The following is a 19,328-nucleotide window of genomic DNA, read 5'->3' on the forward strand; positions in this document are numbered from 1 at the left end:
GTTGACAAACCTACCGCAATACCTTCTGCTCCTTGAGCCAAAAGCAATGGGAATTTTACTGGAAGATTATTTGGTTCAGCACGACGTCCATCATATGAAACTCCCCAATCGGTAATTTTTGGAGAATACAAAACCTACAAAGCAAATTTAGATAAACGCGCCTCAATATAACGGGGAGCTGCCGCACCGTCACCAGTAAGGATATTTCCCCAGTTTCCTTGGCAGTCAATCAACAAATCTTTCTGACCAATTTGTACCATTGCATCACCAATACTCGCATCTCCGTGTGGGTGATACTGCATGGTGTGCCCTACTACATTGGCAACTTTATTATAACGACCATCATCCAGCTCTTTTAACGAGTGCATAATACGACGCTGAACAGGTTTAAATCCGTCTTCGATTGCAGGAACAGCACGCTCTAGAATTACATACGAAGCGTAATCCAAGAACCAGTCTTTGTACATTCCGGTTACTTTCGTAATAATGTCTTCGCCTTCTTCTTCCTGATTTTCGTAAAAATGCTGTCCTTCAAAATGTTTAGCATCTACATCGATAATCTCATCGTCATCTCCATTTTGATTGTCATCAATCTGGTTTTCATCCTGATTATTCTCGTCGTCGTTTGGAATTATGTTATCGTCTTCTTCGTCTTTCATTTTTATGCTGAATTTATTTTCAGTAAACTTTCTTATTCGTAATCTTCGTCAAAATATTTTATACCTGCTTTTTTAAAAAGGTCCTCCATTTGAGTAAAGCAAAAACCATTGTAATTTTCAAGGTTTTTTGATTGTCTATAACCTTTGCATGACAAACAAAGCTCTTTGTAACCAATTATTCTATTTTTTTGATCTCTAAAAACTATCATGTGTCTTGGCATATAACAATCTCTAGGCAAATTTTCTACTTTACAACTATCTTGAGACAGTAAGCCAATTAATTCCGTTTTCAATTCTGAACTTAGTAATACTCTCTCTTTAACTTTTGTACTGTCAAAGTTCAATTTATAATCGACAACAAGGTCTTTGTTATATTTATTATCTTTTTTAGTAATTTTTTTATCCCATCGCATTCGGTCCTCATAGGATAAAATTTCAACCTTGGATGATTCTTTTAAAGGAAAATCTCTTTCTTTGAGTATTTCTGTTTCAGATTTAGCGACCATTGGACTTTCGTCAGGTTGAGGCCTTTCTTGTTCTTTTTTACAAGAAATGAATACAAAAATAAAAATCAAAAATATAATTTTCTTCATCTATTACTTTCTATTTATTTTGAAGAAGTTCTTTTAGAACCTCAGCACTTGGCAAAACGGTTTTATATTTACTCGCAAAAATCTGTTCATTGTTTTCAGGTAATGTATATCTTACCACGGCTTCACTTTTATTTTGGCAGAGAACAATTCCAATTGTTTTATTTTCATCTTCCAAGCGCATTTCTCTGTCATAATAGTTGACATACATCTGCATTTGACCTAAGTCTTGATGCTTTAATTCTCCGATTTTTAAATCTATGAGAACAAAAGATTTTAATATCCTATTGTAAAAAACCAAATCAATTCTAAAATGTTTATCATCAAAAGTAATTCTTTGCTGTCTCCCGACAAAAGTAAAACCATGACCTAATTCTAATAAGAAATGCTCCAGTTTATTTATAATTTCTTCTTCTAGTTGAGATTCTGAATATTGATTCTGTTCGGGCAATCCTAAAAATTCAAGTATATAAGGATCTTTGATTATATCTTTTGGTTTTTCAATAATCTGACCTTTTTCTGAAAGTTTTAATATTCCTTCTTTATCTCTGCTTAAAGCTAATCTTGTATAAAGTGCAGAATCGTATTGTCTTTTTAACTCTCTAACACTCCAATTGTATTTTTCAGATTCTATTTCGTAAAAACGTCTTTCATTTTCATCATCAATTCTCATTAAAAAAGTATAATGAGACCACGTCAATCTAAAGCCACGAAGAAAAGGTGAGGGATCTTCTGCTACGAATGAAAGTTGTTGCGAAGTATCAATGTTCAATTTCGTAGACAGTGTCGACGAAATTGAATATATTCTGTAAAACTTCCTCATACGGTCAAGATTTTCAACAGAATAACCTTTCCCAAACTCTTGTATCAATTGCTTAGAAAGACTTTTCAAAAGCTGTTTCCCATACTCTGCTCTATCTTTTCCATTTTGTTCTTCCTCAACAATAATTCTTCCAATTTCAAAATAAGTAATTGTCATTGTTGAATTTACGGTACGTAAAACCTGTTGTCGGGCATTTTGCAATAACTCGGCAACTTGCTGAAAAATAACTTTATTTTGAAGACCGTCTGACACTATAATCCTTGTTTAACTTTTAAGCTTCCTCAAGCTCATCAATCTCAACCTTCAAATTCTTGATAATAAACTCTTGTCTATCCGGAGTATTTTTCCCCATGTAGAAAGACAATAATTGCTCAATCGAAGTATGTTTGTCCATCATAACCGGATCAAGGCGAATCGTATCTCCAATAAAGTTTTTGAACTCGTCTGGCGAAATCTCTCCCAAACCTTTAAATCGCGTGATTTCTGGTTTTGGTTTTAGTTTTTCAATCGCGTCTTTTCTTTCTTCTTCAGAATAACAGTAAATCGTTTCTTTCTTGTTACGAACCCTGAAAAGTGGTGTTTGTAAAATATACAAATGCCCTTCTTTTATTAATTCTGGGAAAAACTGTAAAAAGAATGTAATCAAAAGTAAACGAATGTGCATTCCATCGACATCGGCATCGGTTGCGATTACGATGTTGTTGTAGCGTAATTTTTCTAATCCGTCTTCGATATCAAGTGCTGCCTGCAATAAGTTGAATTCTTCGTTTTCATACACAATTTTTTTAGACATTCCGTATGAATTCAAAGGCTTACCACGCAAACTGAAAACCGCTTGTGTATTTACATCACGCGATTTTGTAATCGATCCAGAAGCCGAATCTCCCTCGGTAATAAAAAGCGTACTTTCTAAGTTTCTTGGGTTTTTAGTATCCGGAAGATGCGCACGGCAATCTCTTAATTTTTTATTGTGAAGATTGGCTTTTTTAGCACGATCTGTAGCCAGTTTTCTAATTCCAGATAATTCTTTACGTTCACGTTCTGCCTGAAGAATTTTACGTAATAAAGCTTCAGCAGTCGTTGGATTTTTATGTAAATAATTATCGAGTTTCGTTTTGATGAAATCGTTAACGAAAGTACGAACAGAAACGGCTGGAGTTCCATCATCAGAACCCATATCGGTAGAACCTAATTTGGTTTTGGTCTGAGACTCGAAAACCGGTTCCATAACTTTAATACTGATCGCACTTACAATCGATTTACGAACGTCTGATGCTTCGAAATTCTTATTGTAAAATTCACGGATAGTTTTCACAACTGCTTCACGGTAAGCCGCTAAGTGCGTTCCACCCTGAGTTGTATTCTGACCGTTTACAAAAGAGTGATATTCTTCACTGTATTGCGTTTTACTATGTGTAAGTGCAACCTCGATATCATGCTCTTTTAAGTGAATAATTGGATATTCTAAATCTTCTTCGTTGATGGTTTCTTCTAATAAATCACGAAGTCCATTTTCTGAATAATATTTTTCTCCATTGAAAATAATTGTCAAACCATTGTTCAAATAACAATAGTTTTTGACCATTTTAATTACATATTCTAAACGAAATTTATAATTTTTGAAAATCGTTTCGTCTGGCGTAAAAATTACTTTTGTTCCTTTACGTTTTGTCGTATCGATAACATCTTCTTCTGTAACCAAATTTCCAGCAGAGAATTCCGCTGCTTTTTGTTTGTCATCACGAACCGATTCTACTCGGAAATAATTAGACAAAGCGTTTACTGCTTTTGTTCCGACACCATTCAAACCAACTGATTTCTGAAAAGCTTTAGAATCGTACTTTCCTCCAGTATTCATTTTCGAAACGACATCGACTACTTTACCCAACGGAATTCCACGTCCGTAATCACGAACAGAAACTGTTTTATCTTTAATAGATACTTCAATAGTTTTCCCAGCACCCATAACGAATTCATCGATACAGTTGTCTAGAACCTCTTTTAATAAAATGTAAATACCATCATCCGGTGATGATCCGTCCCCTAATTTCCCGATGTACATACCCGGACGCATACGAATATGTTCCTTCCAATCGAGTGAACGAATATTATCTTCGTTGTATTGATTTTGCTCTAGCATAAATGAATTTAGGATTTTTTGCTAATGTACCATTTATCAACAAAAAATGAAAGCGTATTTCTTTTTTGTTATGAATAATAACAGTTGAAAATCTATTTAAATTGATTTTAAAATAAAATGAACACTTAAATGATGAAAAAAAATGCCTTTTCGGCAAAAATACTATTTGATTCCAAGCACTTCTTTCGCCAACGCAATCATTGCGGGGGTTCCCGTGTTTTTGTTTTTTTCGTCAGACATTTTAACAACTCCTTGCCAATGTGTACTGTCAGGTTTTGTATCGGTCAGTTTAATCACCATATTCATTGCAGGAAGCCCAACGTCATTGGTGAAATTGGTTCCAATTCCGAAAGACATTTTTATCTTGTCGTTACAGAAATCAGCAATTTTCTTTACTTTATCAAAATTCAAAGAATCTGAAAAAACAATGGCTTTAGATTTTGGATCGATTCCCATTTTGGTATAATGAGAAATTACCTTTTGAGCAAATTCTATTGGATCTCCGCTGTCGTGACGAACACCATCAAAAAGTTTGGAGTATTTTTTATCAAACTGATTGAAAAATATTTCTGTTGTATAAGTATCTGTCAAAGCAATTCCAAGATCTCCTCCGTAAACTTGTGTCCAATGTTCCAAACTTATAGAATTAGCCATTTTAAAACCATATTGCGCCGCATGAAACATAAACCATTCGTGTGCGTGCGTTCCTAAAGGTCTTCGGTTATTAACCATGGCAAAATGTACATTGCTGGTTCCAATAAAGCTTTGTCCTCCATAAGTTCTTAAAGTTTCATTTACCAATTCATGAACATCATAAGAATGTCGTCGTCTTGTACCAAATTCTAAAACTGAAACTCCTAACTTATTATAATTATCAATTTTTTCTTTCGTCAGATTTTTTATGGCCTCATCATTCAAACGAATTAAGTGACTGGCTTTATAAAACAATTCCGAAATTAAAGCCATTAAAGGAACTTCCCATAAAATAGTTCTGTACCAAAATCCTTCAACTGTAACTTTGATTTCTGAACCTTCCTGACTAATATGAACCTCAGAAGGATCATATCTGTAACCTTGAAGAAAATCTAAATAAGTTGGGTCAAGATACGGGCAATAATGTGCTAAGTAGTTTTTTTCTTCTTTAGCCAGTTGAAGATCTGCTAAAGCATCGACAGAACGCCGAAGCAAATCTGCAAAACCTGCAGGAAAAACATGTTTTCCGCGGTTTATAAATCCATAACGAACTTTTGCTTTTGGAAAAAGCTTTATTACAGCATGCTGCATTGTAAATTTGTAGAAATCATTATCTAAAATTGATTTCAAAAAAGTGGTCTCCATAGCATCAAATTCTTTTCATTTACCTGCTAATATACGGCAATTTCAGAAAAGAATAAAATCGAAAGTTCTTAATTATTTCGAAACAATTTTAAACGAAACAATACTGTTTGTATCGATAAAAATAGTGATATAGTCACCAACATTATTATCTATAAGAATTTGAAACTCTAAACCGCCTCGTTTCTCTTTTGGGTTTAAAATCTTAACAGGCTGATTTCTTTTATTCAAATAAAAAACCTGATTTGCTTTGGAAACATTTTTAATTTCAACCGTAATTTTATCTCCATTTTTAGCCTCAATAATACCTGAATCAGGACTTTTAATCTTATAATCGTTTTCGATGGTTTTATTGTAAATCAAAGGACCGTTGAGAAAATCATTTTTACTTAATCGATTACCTAAAAAAGTTCCTGAATCTGGAAAATGTTTCGCGAAGAAATAATCAGGATCGGTATCAAAATAAATAGGATCAAAATCGGCAACCATTCTTCCTTTACTACTATCATAATAACCTTGTCCCCATGTCACGTCAAGCAATCGCCATTTTTTATCAATCAAAACCATATTCCAAGCATGATTGGATGACGTTGTTTTACGCCCAATATCTCTTAAATTCGTTTTAGAATCACCACGAATTATTTCGCACTTTAATCCTAACTGTTCTGCAAGATTTTGATACAAAGCTGTAAAACCTTCACAAACTGCTTTTTGAGATTTGAAAGCTTTCTGAATCAGATTATCGTTCAGTTGTTTTATTTTTCTTTGTTTTTCGGCTTCAGAAGAATAACTAAAACCTTGCACTTTTGGCGGATTTAAAAATGCATTGTAATCGTATTTGATATTGAAAGCCATCCAGCTGTAAATAGCACGCGCACGTTCGGCTTCAGAATCAAAATCTTTTTCGATTCTTTCGGCTAATTTTTCAGTGGTATTAAAGCTTTTCGGGTATTTTGCTACAATTTTGTCTACTTCACTAATCTTTTGAGAAAAAGCAAAATTGTAAGTAATACTATTTAATAAAAGGTATAAAAATAAAATCTTTTTGTGTGGCATTTAAAAATTTGATTTAATAATATCTCTAAGTTCTTTATCTAACTCAGGATTAGAAATTTTATTTTCTTGTAAATCAAAATTCGAGCCAAATGCTGGTAATGAGAAACTTCCTTTAATTTCAGCTCCATAACGAGGGAAAAGATTCTGCGCAATTCCTAAAACTGATGAACCTCCTCTTCCCCCTGGTGAAGTTGCCAATAACAACATTGGTTTATGTTGAAAAACATCTTTTTCAATACGGGAACTCCAATCGAAAACATTTTTGAAAGCGACAGAATAATTTCCGTTATTTTCTGCCATTGAAACTACTAAAACATCAGCTTCTTTCAATTTGTCTAAGAATGCCTGTGCCACTTGGTGCTGACCCACTTCTTTTTCCAAATCAACACTAAAAACGGGCATTGCATAATCATTTAAATCTAAAACTTCTACATCGGCATTTTCAAATAAACTTGATGCATAAGTTGCTAAACGTTTGTTAATTGACTGCTTGCTGTTACTTCCTCCAAATGCAATTATTTTCATGGCTTCTCGTTTGTTAATGTTTGTTGTGTTGATTTTTGTGTTACATCTTCAATCTCGTAAACTTCTTTTGCAATCTCTACTGAGTATTCATTTGGATAAATTTTCCCTCCATACGATTTTGCATAGACTTTCGTAAATTCTGCTCCAAAGTACAGAATTATTGCCGAATAATAAACCCAAACTAAAATAATGATTACAGATCCAGCCGCACCGTAAACTGAAGCCACTGTAGAACTACCTAAATAGAATCCAATGGCAAATTTACCAATCATAAAAAGTACGGCAGTAACGCTTGATCCAATGATGGCGTCTTTCCATCTAATTTTCCCATCAGGCAAAGTTCTAAAGATTATGGTAAACAAAAGCGTTATACTCGCCAATACAATAACAATATTGACTACATAAAATAAATAGACTGTGCTTTCAGGAAAATATATTTTTAAACGCGCACTAACCAAATCCAGTACCGTATTAATAAACAAACTGACAATCATTAAAAAACCTACAGATGCAATCATAGAAAATGACATTAATCTGTTTTGGATAAATTTTCTAACTCCTTTATCAGGTTTGGCGCGAAGTCCCCAAATATAGTTTATAGAACTCTGAATTTCTGCAAAAACTCCAGAGGCACCAATTAGCAACATTACAACTCCAAATACAGTTGCAAAAACATTATTTCCAGACAATTGTACATTTTTTATCGCTTCTTGAATTTGCGTTGCAGCACCGTTACCCACCAAACCATTTATTTGTCCGTAAAGCTGCCCCGTAACAGCTTCTTCTCCAAAGAAAAAACCGCAGATTGTAATTATTATAATCAACAACGGAGGCAGGGCAAATATGGTGTAATAAGATAATGCTGCACTAAGCTTAATCGCATTGTCATCATTAAATTCTAAAAAAGTATTCTTTAACAGAAACCATGTTTTTGAAAAGATATTTTTGACTTTCATTTTGCTGATTTTTGATATATTCTCAAATTTAAGCAATAATAAAAACCGACTACTTCTTGTATTTTAGTAAGATTTTACATTTTTTCCATGTAAATCATTTGTAATGACAAAAAATCCCCTTATCATAAACCGTCCATAAACTTGCTTTTTGATTGGCTGCTTTTAAAGCATTGTTTGCCCAGGTATTGCAAGTGTAAAAAAGACTGTAACTTCCTTTGGCTTCATAGAAAGCATCTTTTTTTCCGTAGCTATGTCCTTCGATCCATTGTGGATGAATTGGATCGCTAAAGCTTTCTGAAATATAGGTTACGAGTTTTTGATAATTTTCTTTTGAAATCAAAATACGTTTACAGTCATCGCCTTCTCGTAATTGTTTGAAAAATGTAGTATGCATAGCTGATGAACTTATTCCAAAAGCCGCTTTCAAAGCTGTACTTGCTTTTAAATCTGACCATTCGGGAGTATCTAAATAAAACCCCTTGTCGCCCCAGCCAAAAGCAATATAATTCATTACAGAATCTTTAGATTTTGTCTGACTGAATTGAATTTCGTTTCTCCAGTCTTTTATTTCGTTTTTAATTGGAACAACAATGTCAGTATGAACTCCGTTGGAAAGAATGTAAATTGGAATAGCATTTTGTTCTTCGACTTTTGCAATATCCGAGTTAACCGTAATTTTTGAAATAATTAAAACAGATGAAATGTAAAGTGCCAGAAAAGCGAAGATTCCGAAAAGTGTCCAGCCCAGAAATTTGAATGATTTTTTAAGCATTTTAATTGGTTGTTTTTAGATTAGTAATTGGTTGTTTTTTCTGTAACCAATTTTTAAGCCAAAAATTTTGTTTTGCTAAATGGAACGCAGATTTTACTGATTCGCCTTCACGAAAGCGCAGATTTAAACACCTTTGTGTTTTAATATTTTAAACATAAAAAAAACTGCTGAATCTCTCCAGCAGTTTCCTCTATTTTCTATTTTCTTTACTCTATTCTCTTAAAAAAGATTAAACGTTGAAACGGAAGTGCATTACATCTCCATCTTTTACAACATATTCTTTTCCTTCTACTTTAAATTTTCCAGCTTCTTTTGCTTTTGATTCAGAACCATATTGAACATAATCGTCATAAGAAATAACCTCTGCACGAATAAATCCTTTTTCAAAATCAGTATGGATAACTCCAGCTGCTTGAGGTGCAGTCGCTCCGATTGGAATAGTCCAAGCACGAACTTCTTTTACTCCTGCTGTAAAATACGTTTGTTGTTTTAATAATTTATAAGCTGCACGAATTAAAACCGAAGCTCCTGGCTCAGTTAATCCCATATCTTCAAGGAAAACCTGACGCTCTTCGTAGCTTTCTAATTCTGTAATATCAGCTTCTGCTCCTACTGAAAGTATGATTACTTCAGCTTCTTCGTCTTTTACTAATTCGCGAACCTGATCTACATATTTGTTTCCGTTTACAGCAGAACTTTCGTCAACATTACAAACATATAAAACTGGTTTTGCTGTAATTAATTGAAAACCTTCCATCAGAACTTCCTCATCATTACTTTGAGGAATAATTGTTCTTGCAGATTTTGCTTGTAAAAGAGCTTCTCTAATTCTGTTTAATAAAGCTTCTTCTGTTTGAGCTTCTTTATTTCCAGTTTTTGCAGCACGTTTTACTTTTTCTAAACGTTTTTCGATTGTTTCTAAATCTTTTAACTGCAATTCGATATCAATCGTTTCTTTGTCACGAATTGGGTTCACGTTTCCGTCAACGTGTACAATATTATCGTTATCAAAACAACGTAAAACATGGATGATAGCATTACACTCTCTAATGTTTCCTAAAAACTGGTTTCCAAGACCTTCACCTTTACTTGCTCCTTTTACCAAACCTGCAATATCTACGATATCTACAGTTGCCATTTGAACGCGCTCTGGTTTTACTAATTCTTCCAATTTATTGATTCTCGGATCCGGAACGTTTACAACACCAATATTAGGTTCGATTGTACAAAAAGGAAAGTTCGCACTTTGCGCTTTTGCATTAGATAAACAATTAAATAATGTTGATTTTCCAACATTTGGTAATCCTACAATTCCTGCTTTCATCTGTTTGTTTCTATATTATTTATTCGACCTTTTAATTTAGGTCTAAAACATTAAATATTGTCTTTTAATGTTTTGTAATTTAAATGCTCTTTCTTGATTTTCTGCCGAAATGATATTTTTCTGCTTTAAAATTTTGCAAATATAAGATTTAATAGCTCTTGATAAAGTAAAGCAGAAATCTTTTTTAGTAAAACAAAAAATCCTGAATTTTTAAAGTTTCAGGATTTTCATCTGTTTATATAATTACAATTTAAATTCTAAAGAAGCGATAATGGCTTTTTCCTGATCAGTCGCCGTAAAACCGGAAATATCCCAATAATTGGTCAGGATTTTATTCTTTTTATTGAAAAGTGATTTTTCTTTAAAAACATCACTTTCGTTATACGTGAAATTTTGTTTATTGAAGCCCGTTGTTACAAAGCTATTTCTAACCTGAATGTTTTTTGCTTTTTCTTTTTGAACGAGTGTATAACCAATTTCTTCATTAGAACTCAACAGATAATAATCATTTCCGTCGAGACGGTAGCTTACATTTATAAACGACTTGGTCATATTTTTATCTCCGACACCTGTTTTTTCTTCAATTTTATCAAAACTTGCTGGAGGTACCGAAATTGTAAATTCTAAAATAAGTTTTTTTACGGGATCGTATATAATTTCAAAATTATCGACCGCATCTTTCACCTTGTCTAATGGGTTAATGGACATTACATAATAATCTTTGTTTTTGGAATGTCCTTTAACCGTGAAATCATATTCTTTCTTTGCTTTAGAATCCAACAATGGTTCAAAATATTTAAAATTGGAGTAATTCTCCATTATATTATTCAAATTATAGCCCATCAAATCGGCACTTACGTCTGTTTCTAATAATCCATAAGAACGATTTTGTTCTACTAATAAAGTTGTGGTATTGTTTTTATTGAATTGAAAATTAACCAATCCGTCATTATAATAAGAATATTGGTTGTCGAGCATAAAAAACTCCCTCACATAGACTTTAAGGCGATGCGCACTACTTATTTTTTGTTTAGAATTGGAAACAATTCGCTGGAGTGTTTTTTGAAGATTTTCTTGAGAAACGACTACTTCATCTAAATTCTCTTTTTTATTTTTAAGGTAAACGATAAATTCACTCTCTTTTAAGGAAGCCCAACGAATAGTCAGATTTTCATAATTCATTTCTGAAACCTGCACATTAGAACCACCGCTTAAAACAAAAGTAACTTTCCCGTCTTGATTTGTCATTAAAACCTGTTTGGTTTTTAAAACAACGACAGTTGCATTCTCAATTGGCTCCAAAGTTTCGATATCCTTTACAAGTATAGAATATTCTTCGCTTTGTGCAAAAAGGCTTACACTACAAAATAAAATGACAATTAAAAGTAGCAATTTCTTCATAGGCATTGTTAATTTTTTAACTAAAGTATTATTTTTTTAGCAATAAATCAATAGCTTAAAAATAAAACATTCGTTATCAACAAACTAACTTTTAAAAATACCTGACATCAGGGTAAAAAAAATCCTGAGTTTTTAGCTCAGGATTCTATATAAATTTACCAGAAAAATTATTCTCCGTGTAAGAATGCTTGTCTTTCTAATAAAGTTTCTTCATCTTCAACATGATTATCATCTGGCACACAACAGTCAACCGGACAAACCGCAGCACATTGTGGCTCATCATGGAAACCTTTACATTCTGTACATTTTCCAGGTACGATATAGTAAACCTCATCAGAAATTGGAGTTTGAGCATCATCTGCATCAACCTCAGTTCCGTCGGGTAAAACTATTTTTCCTGAAAGACTTGTTCCGTCTTTATATCTCCAATCATCTGCTCCTTCATATATTGCCGTATTTGGGCACTCTGGTTCGCAAGCCCCACAATTGATACATTCGTCAGTTATAATAATTGCCATCTTTTTCTTCTTTTTGTTAAAAGTTATAAGTTTTTAAATATTAAAATCTCAAAGATTTTAATCTGCTTTGCCTTATAACGTAATATAGCTTATTTTTGTGCAAAATTACAATCAAAACAATTCATAAACAAACATTATGACATTAGAAACAAAAAAAAGTGTTTTTGTTGAATTAGGAAATTTTTTAAGTCAGTTTTCCGAAGCAGGATCCATACAAAAATCTAGCGTTTTATTTAACGATATCTTTTTTGACGATTTTGAGAAACTAATACATTTATCACAATCTCATAATGGATGGTACACGCCTGAACAGGTTTACTTTTCGATACAATCGTGGGCAGAAGCTTTGACAGACGAAAACATCGAAAAATGGCTTTCTTCATATAAAACAGAATTTGAAAAAGCTGATCAAAAAGAAAAAACAGTTGCTTTAATATTAGCAGGAAACATTCCGTTAGTAGGTTTTCATGATTTTTTATCTGTTTTAATTACAGGTAACAAAGCATTAATTAAAACTTCTTCAAATGATCAGCATTTATTGCCCTTTCTGGCTAAATATTTAATTGCTATTGATGAAAGTTTAAAAAACAAAATCACTTTCGTAGACGGAAAACTGGAAAATTTTGATGCTGTAATCGCCACAGGAAGCAACAATACAGCTCGTTATTTTGAATATTATTTTAAAGATAAGCCTTCTATTATTCGTAAAAACAGAAATTCGGCTGCGATTTTAACCGGAAAAGAAACGAATGAAGAATTAGAAAATTTAGGGGAAGATATTTTCAGATATTTTGGTCTGGGATGCCGAAATGTTTCTAAACTTTTTGTTCCTAAAAACTATTCGTTTGATGCTTTTTTCCAAGCGATGTTTAAATATCAAGATGTTATTCATTATGAAAAATATGCTAATAATTACGATTACAACAAAGCTGTTTTTTTAATGAGTAATTTCAAGTTACTAGACAATGGTTTTTTAACTATAAAAGAAGATACAAGCTATGCCTCGCCTATCTCGAGTGTTTTTTATGAATATTACGAAAACCTTGATGAACTGCAAAAACGCCTTGAAGATGATTCGGATCAGATTCAATGTATTGTTAGCAATAATTTAACCCAAAACAGTATTGCATTTGGAGAAACTCAAAAACCGCAATTGTGGGATTATGCAGATAATGTCGATACTATAACGTTTTTGTTAACAACAAAGTAATAAAATGTTTAATTATTTCGAATATTTTAACGCTTTTTCGGCTCTTATTGACGAAATTTGCGTCTTTAAAATTTTCGACTATTAACAACAACCATGAAAAAACACAACTACAGCGCAGGACCAAGTATTTTACCTCAGGAAGTTTTTGAGAAGGCATCAAAAGCAATTTTAAATTTTAATGATTCAGGGTTATCTATCCTTGAAATCTCGCACCGAAGCAAAGATTTCGTTGCAGTTATGGAGGAAGCTCGTTCCCTTGCTTTAGAATTATTAGGACTTCAAGGAAAAGGTTATCAGGCTTTATTTTTACAAGGTGGTGCAAGTACAGCATTCTTAATGGCACCATACAATTTATTAAAAGAAAACGGAAAAGCAGCTTATTTAGATTCAGGAACGTGGGCAACTGCAGCAATCAAAGAAGCGAAACTTTTCGGTGAAACTGTTGTCGTAGCTTCTTCAAAAGAAGACAATTATAATAATGTACCAAAAGGTTACGAAATTCCAGCTGATGCTGATTATTTCCACTGCACAAGCAACAATACCATTTTTGGAACACAAATGAAAGAATTCCCATCGACCAACGTTCCAGTTGTATGCGATATGAGTTCTGATATTTTCTCTCGCGAATTAGATTTCTCTAAATTCGACTTAATCTATGCTGGAGCTCAAAAAAATATGGGACCTGCAGGAACAACTCTTGTTGTAGTTAAAGAAGAAATCTTAGGCAAAAACGGAAGAACTATTCCAAGTATGTTAGATTACGCTAAACATATTAAAGCAGAAAGTATGTACAATACACCACCTGTTTTCTCTGTTTACGTTTCTCTTTTAACTTTACAATGGATTAAAGAAAAAGGCGGAATCGCTGCTGTTGAAAAATTAAACAATGCTAAAGCTGAATTGCTTTACGCTGAAATCGACAGAAACCCATTATTTAAAGGTGCTGCTAAAGTAGAAGATCGTTCTAACATGAACGTAACTTTCTTACTAACAAACTCTGAACATACTGAAACTTTTGACGCTTTATGGAAAGCTGCAAACATTTCTGGATTACCAGGACACCGTTCTGTTGGTGGCTACAGAGCTTCTATCTACAATGCTATGCCAATTGAAAGCGTACAGGTTTTAGTTGATGTAATGAAAGCATTGGAATCTAAAGTTTAGTTTTCAGTTACAGTCACAGTTTACAAAAAAGAAAAATCAAATAACTGGTTATCGATTAAACAATTAAACGATTAACCAATTAAACAACATACACAATGAAAGTATTAGCAAATGACGGAATTTCTAAAAGCGGAATTCTAGCCTTAGAAAAAGGTGGTTTTGAAGTTATCACTACAAAAGTAGCTCAGGAACAAGTAGCTAACTATATCAATGAAAACAATATTGACGTAATTTTAGTTCGTAGTGCAACAAAAGTTCGTAAAGATATCATCGATTCTTGTCCTGGTATCAAAATCATCGGTCGTGGTGGTGTTGGTATGGATAATATCGATGTGGATTATGCTAAAAGCAAAGGAATCCACGTAATTAACACTCCTGCTTCATCTTCAGAATCTGTTGCTGAATTAGTATTCGGACACTTATTTAATGGTGTACGTTTCTTACACGATTCTAACAGAAATATGCCTCTTGAAGGAGATACAAACTTTGACGGTTTGAAAAAAGCTTACGCTAACGGAACTGAATTAAGAGGAAAAACTCTTGGTATTGTTGGTATTGGTCGTATCGGACAAGCTACTGCAAAAATGGCTCTTGGTTTAGGAATGAAAGTTATCGCAGCAGATAGTTTTATCCCTCAGGTTGATGTGAAAGTTGAATTTTTCGACGGACAGTCAATCACAACTACAATCGTTTCTCAATCTTTAGAATCTTTATTTAAAGAAGCTGATTTTATTACATTACACGTTCCTGCTCAAAATGGTTACATCATTGGAGAAAAAGAACTTGAAACTATGAAAGACGGAGTTGGAATTGTAAACTGTGCTCGTGGTGGAGTTATCGACGAAGTAGCTTTAGTAAAAGCTTTAGACTCAGGAAAAGTTGGTTTTGCTGGTTTAGACGTTTTCGAAAACGAACCAAAACCAGAAATGGCAATCTTAATGCACTCTAAAATTTCATTGACTCCACACATTGGAGCTGCAACTGGAGAAGCTCAAGACAGAATTGGTACTGAATTAGCATCACAAATTATTACTTTGTTAAGCTAATTAACTATAATTAAATTACTTGCGAGGGATTTATTAACATTGTTTAATAAATCCCTTTCTTTTTTTGTTTAAATTTGAGTTCTAATCTAAATCCTAAAAAATCATGTTTGAACAATTAACCCAATTAGTACAACAATATGGAGGCGATGCAGTAGTAAACAATAACGCTGTTCCAAATGAACATAATGAAGCTGTAATAAGCGAAACTAGTAATTCTATTTTTGAAGGATTAAAAAAGATTGTTGCCGAAGGAAATACAGATCAAATCGCTGGATTATTCAATGGAAATTCTTCAATCGACAGTTCTAACCCTGTTGTTCAGCAAATTCAACAACAGTTAAGCGGAAGCCTTGGCGAAAAATTCGGATTGAGTAGCGCAGATTCAAGCGGAGTGGCATCTAATTTAATTCCGCAGATTTTAGGTTCTTTGGTTAACAAAGCAAAAGATCCAAATGACAATAGTTTTCAGATTTCTGACATTATCAATTCGATTTCAGGAAACAGCGGACAAGCATCTGGAATAATGGATACCATTTCTAAATACGGAATGCAGTTTGGCTTAGACCAAAATGGAGACGGAAAAGTTGATGTTGCCGATGTTTTAGTCGTAACTAAAAGCAAAGGAGGAATCGCTGGATTTATAGGAAAATTGTTTGGAAGCAAATAAGGCACAAAGGTTCAAAGCAACAAAGGTTCAAAGCAACAAAAAATAGTTAAAGCTGTTTGCAACAAATTGTAAACAGCTTTTTAATTATATATTATTGAAGATTTATTTTTTCCTTTGTTCCTTTGAACCTTTGACTCTGTTCACCTGTTGCTTTAAACCTTTGTGCCTTTGTTGCTCTGAGCCTTTGAACCTCAAAATCTTGTTAAACTTCCGTCTCTTCTCATCATTTCTTCGTAAATTTAAATCATGAAAAAGTGCATTTCCATATTAATTGTTTTAGCTACAATAATTGCTTGCTCTACAGCATCTCAAAAAGTTGCAAGCAATGATACTGCACCAAAAACTAAGCAAAATGACACCATTAGAATAGCCAATGATTCTTTAGAATATGAAGTCATTATAATTGATAATGGTTTTAATTTCTGGCTTTCATCGATGGCTTTTCCAAGAAACTATCATAGCTTAGCTTTTCTTGAAAACAAAAATCAACAATATGTAACGGAATGGAACATTCGAGCTTCACAACCCAATCGTTACAACCCGAATTTATACGAAATGACAATAGATTATCAGCCTCAGATTCATTACGGATACGAAGTAAATTATCTTATTTATAATTATATGATCTATTTTCAAAATACTTACAAACAAAAGCTGGCGGGATATGTTCCAGTAAGATAATGTTAGTATATTTGTAATGATTATAAATAAATAATGGACAGACTAAAAAAACGCTGGGGAATCACTTCCAATTTACAAGCCATAATTATACTTATCGTTTTTGCTATCACAGGATCAGCTTCTGCATGGATTTCCAGACCATTTTGTGACTGGGTAGGCATACATAAAGAAGATTTAGGTGCTGTCTGGTTCACTTTAATTCGATTATTAATTATTCTTCCTGTTTATCAGGTTTTATTGGTTGCTATTGGAACCATTTTTGGACAATTCCGTTTCTTTTGGAATTTCGAAAAGAAAATGCTTAAAAGAATGGGACTTGGATTCCTGTTTAAAGACTAATTCTTCTTTCAATTTAACAATCCATTCTGGTTGAGAGCTATTCTTAATCGGATTTTTTTATTTATAAAAGTTTTTTCAAATTAGCAAAATTTTACTTTTCAAATTGGTTTTTCTACACAATTTATTCCTTTATCAAATAAAAACATCTCAAAAATTTAACATTTAAAAAACATATCCCGTTTTTTTACCTGCATTTTCAAAATAAAATCACATACAGAACAGGATGGTACAGGATGGTTTAATTTAGGTTAATAATAAACTTTACAATAGTTACAAAATTTTTAAATACTGAATACCAGCCATTTAAAAAACACTAACAACTATTACTTACTAACCAAACCAAATTGAAATGCTGAAAAACTACTTAAAACTCTCCATAATGGTGACTACACTCTGTCTCATTATGCCCATAACTAAGATTTTTGCCCAAAATCCAATCGTGAAAATTGACTTTGACCAGTCAGGAAGACCTAAAGCAGAAGTAAATGATCCCGATTATACAGCTTGGGTAATTGCTTCTGGAAATACCAGCACTTATACCGAAAACGGCGTTACCTTTACCGTGACCAGAGTTGGAAATAATGGAGATGCACTAGGAACCAACTGGTACAAAGCCGGAATTCAGGCTCCGTATTATGCCAGATTAGTTAGTGACGGTGTAACTGTAAAGGGAACTACTGCGAATCTAGGCGCACAAATAGAACTTAAAATAAGCGGATTAGCAACTGGAGAGCATTCATTTTTAGCTTTTTTTAATAATGTAGACAGTCCATCAGGAAATAATTTTAGCCCTATTGATATTTTTCTCAATGGAAATTTAGTAGTTGATAATTTAATTCCAACTGTGCGAGCTCTTAAAACAGCCGATGCTAAGTCTATCTATTTAAAATTTCAAGCAACTGCAGGAACTGATGTTGTGATCTTAATGGCCGCCGAAACTTCAGGAACAGAAAATATAAAAAACTTTATTTTTAATGGTTTTGAGCTAAACACACCAAATATTTTCTATCAGGCAACTAATCCAAATCCGAAACAAAATGATGAACATGTTGAATTAACCTCGGGAGGAAAATTACTGCAATGGACATCGGCAGCAAATGCTGTTTCGCACAATATCTATTTTGGAACAGATCAAGCGGCTGTAAATAATGCCACTACATCTTCCCCAGAATACAAAGGCAATCAAGCTTTGGCTATCAATTCCTTTCAAGCAAACGGATTATATACTGGCGCAACATATTATTGGCGTATAGATGAAGTTTTAGCCAACGGAGTTGAAAAAGGAAATGTTTGGCGTTTTCGTCCGGCACAACTTGCCTTTCCTGAAGCCGAAGGTTACGGACGTTTTGCAAGAGGCGGACGTGGCGGAAAAGTAGTTGCTGTAACTAATTTAAATGATAGTGGACCAGGAAGTTTTCGTGAAGCCGTTACAAATGATATCGGCCCAAGAACAATCATTTTTAATACATCTGGAGTAATTCAGTTACAATCACGTCTTGTTTTAAGTCAGCCTTATGTTACCGTTGCGGGTCAAACTGCTCCAGGAAAAGGAATTTGTATTCGCTCTGCTCCTTTTGGAGTTACTGGAAATGATGCAATTGTACAAAATTTAAGAGTTCGAGTTGGTGCAGGACCAACTTATGACGGAATGGGACTTACTGGTGCTGACAACAGTATTATAGATCATTGCTCTATCAGCTGGACGATTGATGAATCTTTTAGTTCAAGATCGGGAAAAAATATCACCTTACAAAGAACACTTATTTCTGAAGCTTTAAACGCCGCTAATCATCAAAATTATCCTGCAGGTACAGAACATGGTTACGCAGCAACAATTGGCGGTGATATTGGAAGTTTTCATCATAACTTATTAGCTCATTGCTATGGACGTAACTGGAGTCTTGGTGGAGGATTAGATGGAAGCGGTGCCTACACAGGAAAAATGGATATTACCAACAATGTTGTTTATAACTGGGGAGGAAGAACAACGGACGGAGGAACCAAAGAAGTCAATTTTGTAAACAATTACTATAAGCCAGGCGTAGGTTCTAAAATATTCGTAGCATTTAATCAGCAAAACGAAGGAGTTGGAACTGGAATGCAGCAGTGTTATTTTAATGGA

Annotated in this window: 17 protein-coding genes and 2 pseudogenes; 7 read left to right on the forward strand and 12 right to left on the reverse strand. The window is 33.5% G+C overall.

What is annotated here, in order from left to right:
* The 12 genes and pseudogenes from VGE71_RS10645 to VGE71_RS10700 form a co-directional block, all read right to left on the reverse strand.
* A pseudogene (locus tag VGE71_RS10645) lies at positions 1-659 on the reverse strand (DNA gyrase subunit A); the annotation flags it as partial.
* 32 nt (positions 660-691) lie between these two features.
* Positions 692-1,252 (reverse strand): hypothetical protein, encoded by a 561-nt coding sequence (locus VGE71_RS10650; protein WP_331138314.1) that lies wholly within the window; start codon positions 1,250-1,252, stop codon positions 692-694.
* Positions 1,253-1,262: 10 nt separating this feature from the next.
* Positions 1,263-2,324, reverse strand: coding sequence for a PDDEXK nuclease domain-containing protein (locus tag VGE71_RS10655; protein WP_331138315.1), 1,062 nt, complete (start codon positions 2,322-2,324; stop codon positions 1,263-1,265).
* Positions 2,325-2,343: 19 nt separating this feature from the next.
* Positions 2,344-4,212, reverse strand: a complete 1,869-nt coding sequence (locus VGE71_RS10660) for a DNA topoisomerase IV subunit B (protein ID WP_331138316.1) — start codon at positions 4,210-4,212, stop codon at positions 2,344-2,346.
* A 162-nt stretch (positions 4,213-4,374) separates the two neighbouring features.
* Complete coding sequence (pncB, locus tag VGE71_RS10665; protein WP_331138317.1) at positions 4,375-5,550, reverse strand: nicotinate phosphoribosyltransferase; 1,176 nt, start codon at positions 5,548-5,550, stop codon at positions 4,375-4,377.
* A 72-nt stretch (positions 5,551-5,622) separates the two neighbouring features.
* On the reverse strand, positions 5,623-6,603 hold the full coding sequence (locus VGE71_RS10670; protein WP_331138318.1) for a transglutaminase domain-containing protein: 981 nt from the start codon (positions 6,601-6,603) through the stop codon (positions 5,623-5,625).
* Positions 6,604-7,128: an NAD(P)H-dependent oxidoreductase gene (locus VGE71_RS10675; RefSeq protein WP_331138319.1), complete on the reverse strand. Its 525-nt coding sequence runs from the start codon at positions 7,126-7,128 to the stop codon at positions 6,604-6,606.
* Positions 7,125-8,084 carry a YihY/virulence factor BrkB family protein gene (locus VGE71_RS10680; protein WP_331138320.1) on the reverse strand — a complete coding sequence of 320 codons (960 nt, stop codon included), beginning with the start codon at positions 8,082-8,084 and terminating at the stop codon, positions 7,125-7,127. The genes VGE71_RS10675 and VGE71_RS10680 overlap by 4 nt, the downstream gene beginning before the upstream one ends.
* 94 nt (positions 8,085-8,178) lie before the next feature.
* Positions 8,179-8,856: a TIGR02117 family protein gene (locus VGE71_RS10685; RefSeq protein ID WP_331138321.1), complete on the reverse strand. Its 678-nt coding sequence runs from the start codon at positions 8,854-8,856 to the stop codon at positions 8,179-8,181.
* 229 nt (positions 8,857-9,085) lie between these two features.
* Positions 9,086-10,180, reverse strand: coding sequence for a redox-regulated ATPase YchF (gene ychF / locus VGE71_RS10690; protein ID WP_331138322.1), 1,095 nt, complete (start codon positions 10,178-10,180; stop codon positions 9,086-9,088).
* A 243-nt stretch (positions 10,181-10,423) separates the two neighbouring features.
* Positions 10,424-11,581 carry a hypothetical protein gene (locus VGE71_RS10695; RefSeq protein WP_331138323.1) on the reverse strand — a complete coding sequence of 386 codons (1,158 nt, stop codon included), beginning with the start codon at positions 11,579-11,581 and terminating at the stop codon, positions 10,424-10,426.
* Between the two features lie 167 nt (positions 11,582-11,748).
* Positions 11,749-12,099, reverse strand: a complete 351-nt coding sequence (locus VGE71_RS10700) for a 4Fe-4S dicluster domain-containing protein (protein WP_179007620.1) — start codon at positions 12,097-12,099, stop codon at positions 11,749-11,751.
* A gap of 136 nt (positions 12,100-12,235) precedes the next feature.
* Here VGE71_RS10700 and VGE71_RS10705 point away from each other — a divergent pair, with 136 nt between their 5' ends.
* The 7 genes and pseudogenes from VGE71_RS10705 to VGE71_RS10735 form a co-directional block, all read left to right on the forward strand.
* Positions 12,236-13,309 (forward strand): acyl-CoA reductase, encoded by a 1,074-nt coding sequence (locus VGE71_RS10705; protein ID WP_331138324.1) that lies wholly within the window; start codon positions 12,236-12,238, stop codon positions 13,307-13,309.
* A 93-nt stretch (positions 13,310-13,402) separates the two neighbouring features.
* Positions 13,403-14,473 (forward strand): 3-phosphoserine/phosphohydroxythreonine transaminase, encoded by a 1,071-nt coding sequence (serC, locus tag VGE71_RS10710; RefSeq protein ID WP_331138325.1) that lies wholly within the window; start codon positions 13,403-13,405, stop codon positions 14,471-14,473.
* 95 nt (positions 14,474-14,568) lie between these two features.
* Entirely contained in the window at positions 14,569-15,519 is a 951-nt protein-coding gene (locus tag VGE71_RS10715) for a D-2-hydroxyacid dehydrogenase (RefSeq protein ID WP_331138326.1), read from the forward strand.
* A 103-nt stretch (positions 15,520-15,622) separates the two neighbouring features.
* Positions 15,623-16,186, forward strand: a complete 564-nt coding sequence (locus VGE71_RS10720; RefSeq protein ID WP_331138327.1) for a hypothetical protein — start codon at positions 15,623-15,625, stop codon at positions 16,184-16,186.
* Between the two features lie 246 nt (positions 16,187-16,432).
* The gene (locus VGE71_RS10725) at positions 16,433-16,867 is read left to right on the forward strand and encodes a DUF6146 family protein (protein ID WP_331138328.1); all 435 of its coding nucleotides are present in this window, start codon (positions 16,433-16,435) and stop codon (positions 16,865-16,867) included.
* A 33-nt stretch (positions 16,868-16,900) separates the two neighbouring features.
* Positions 16,901-17,206 carry a DUF6787 family protein gene (locus VGE71_RS10730; RefSeq protein ID WP_331138329.1) on the forward strand — a complete coding sequence of 102 codons (306 nt, stop codon included), beginning with the start codon at positions 16,901-16,903 and terminating at the stop codon, positions 17,204-17,206.
* A gap of 349 nt (positions 17,207-17,555) precedes the next feature.
* A pseudogene (locus VGE71_RS10735) lies at positions 17,556-19,328 on the forward strand (T9SS C-terminal target domain-containing protein); the annotation flags it as partial.

The sequence above is a fragment of the Flavobacterium sp. genome, from assembly GCF_036405015.1.
Classification (GTDB): Bacteria; Bacteroidota; Bacteroidia; order Flavobacteriales; family Flavobacteriaceae; genus Flavobacterium.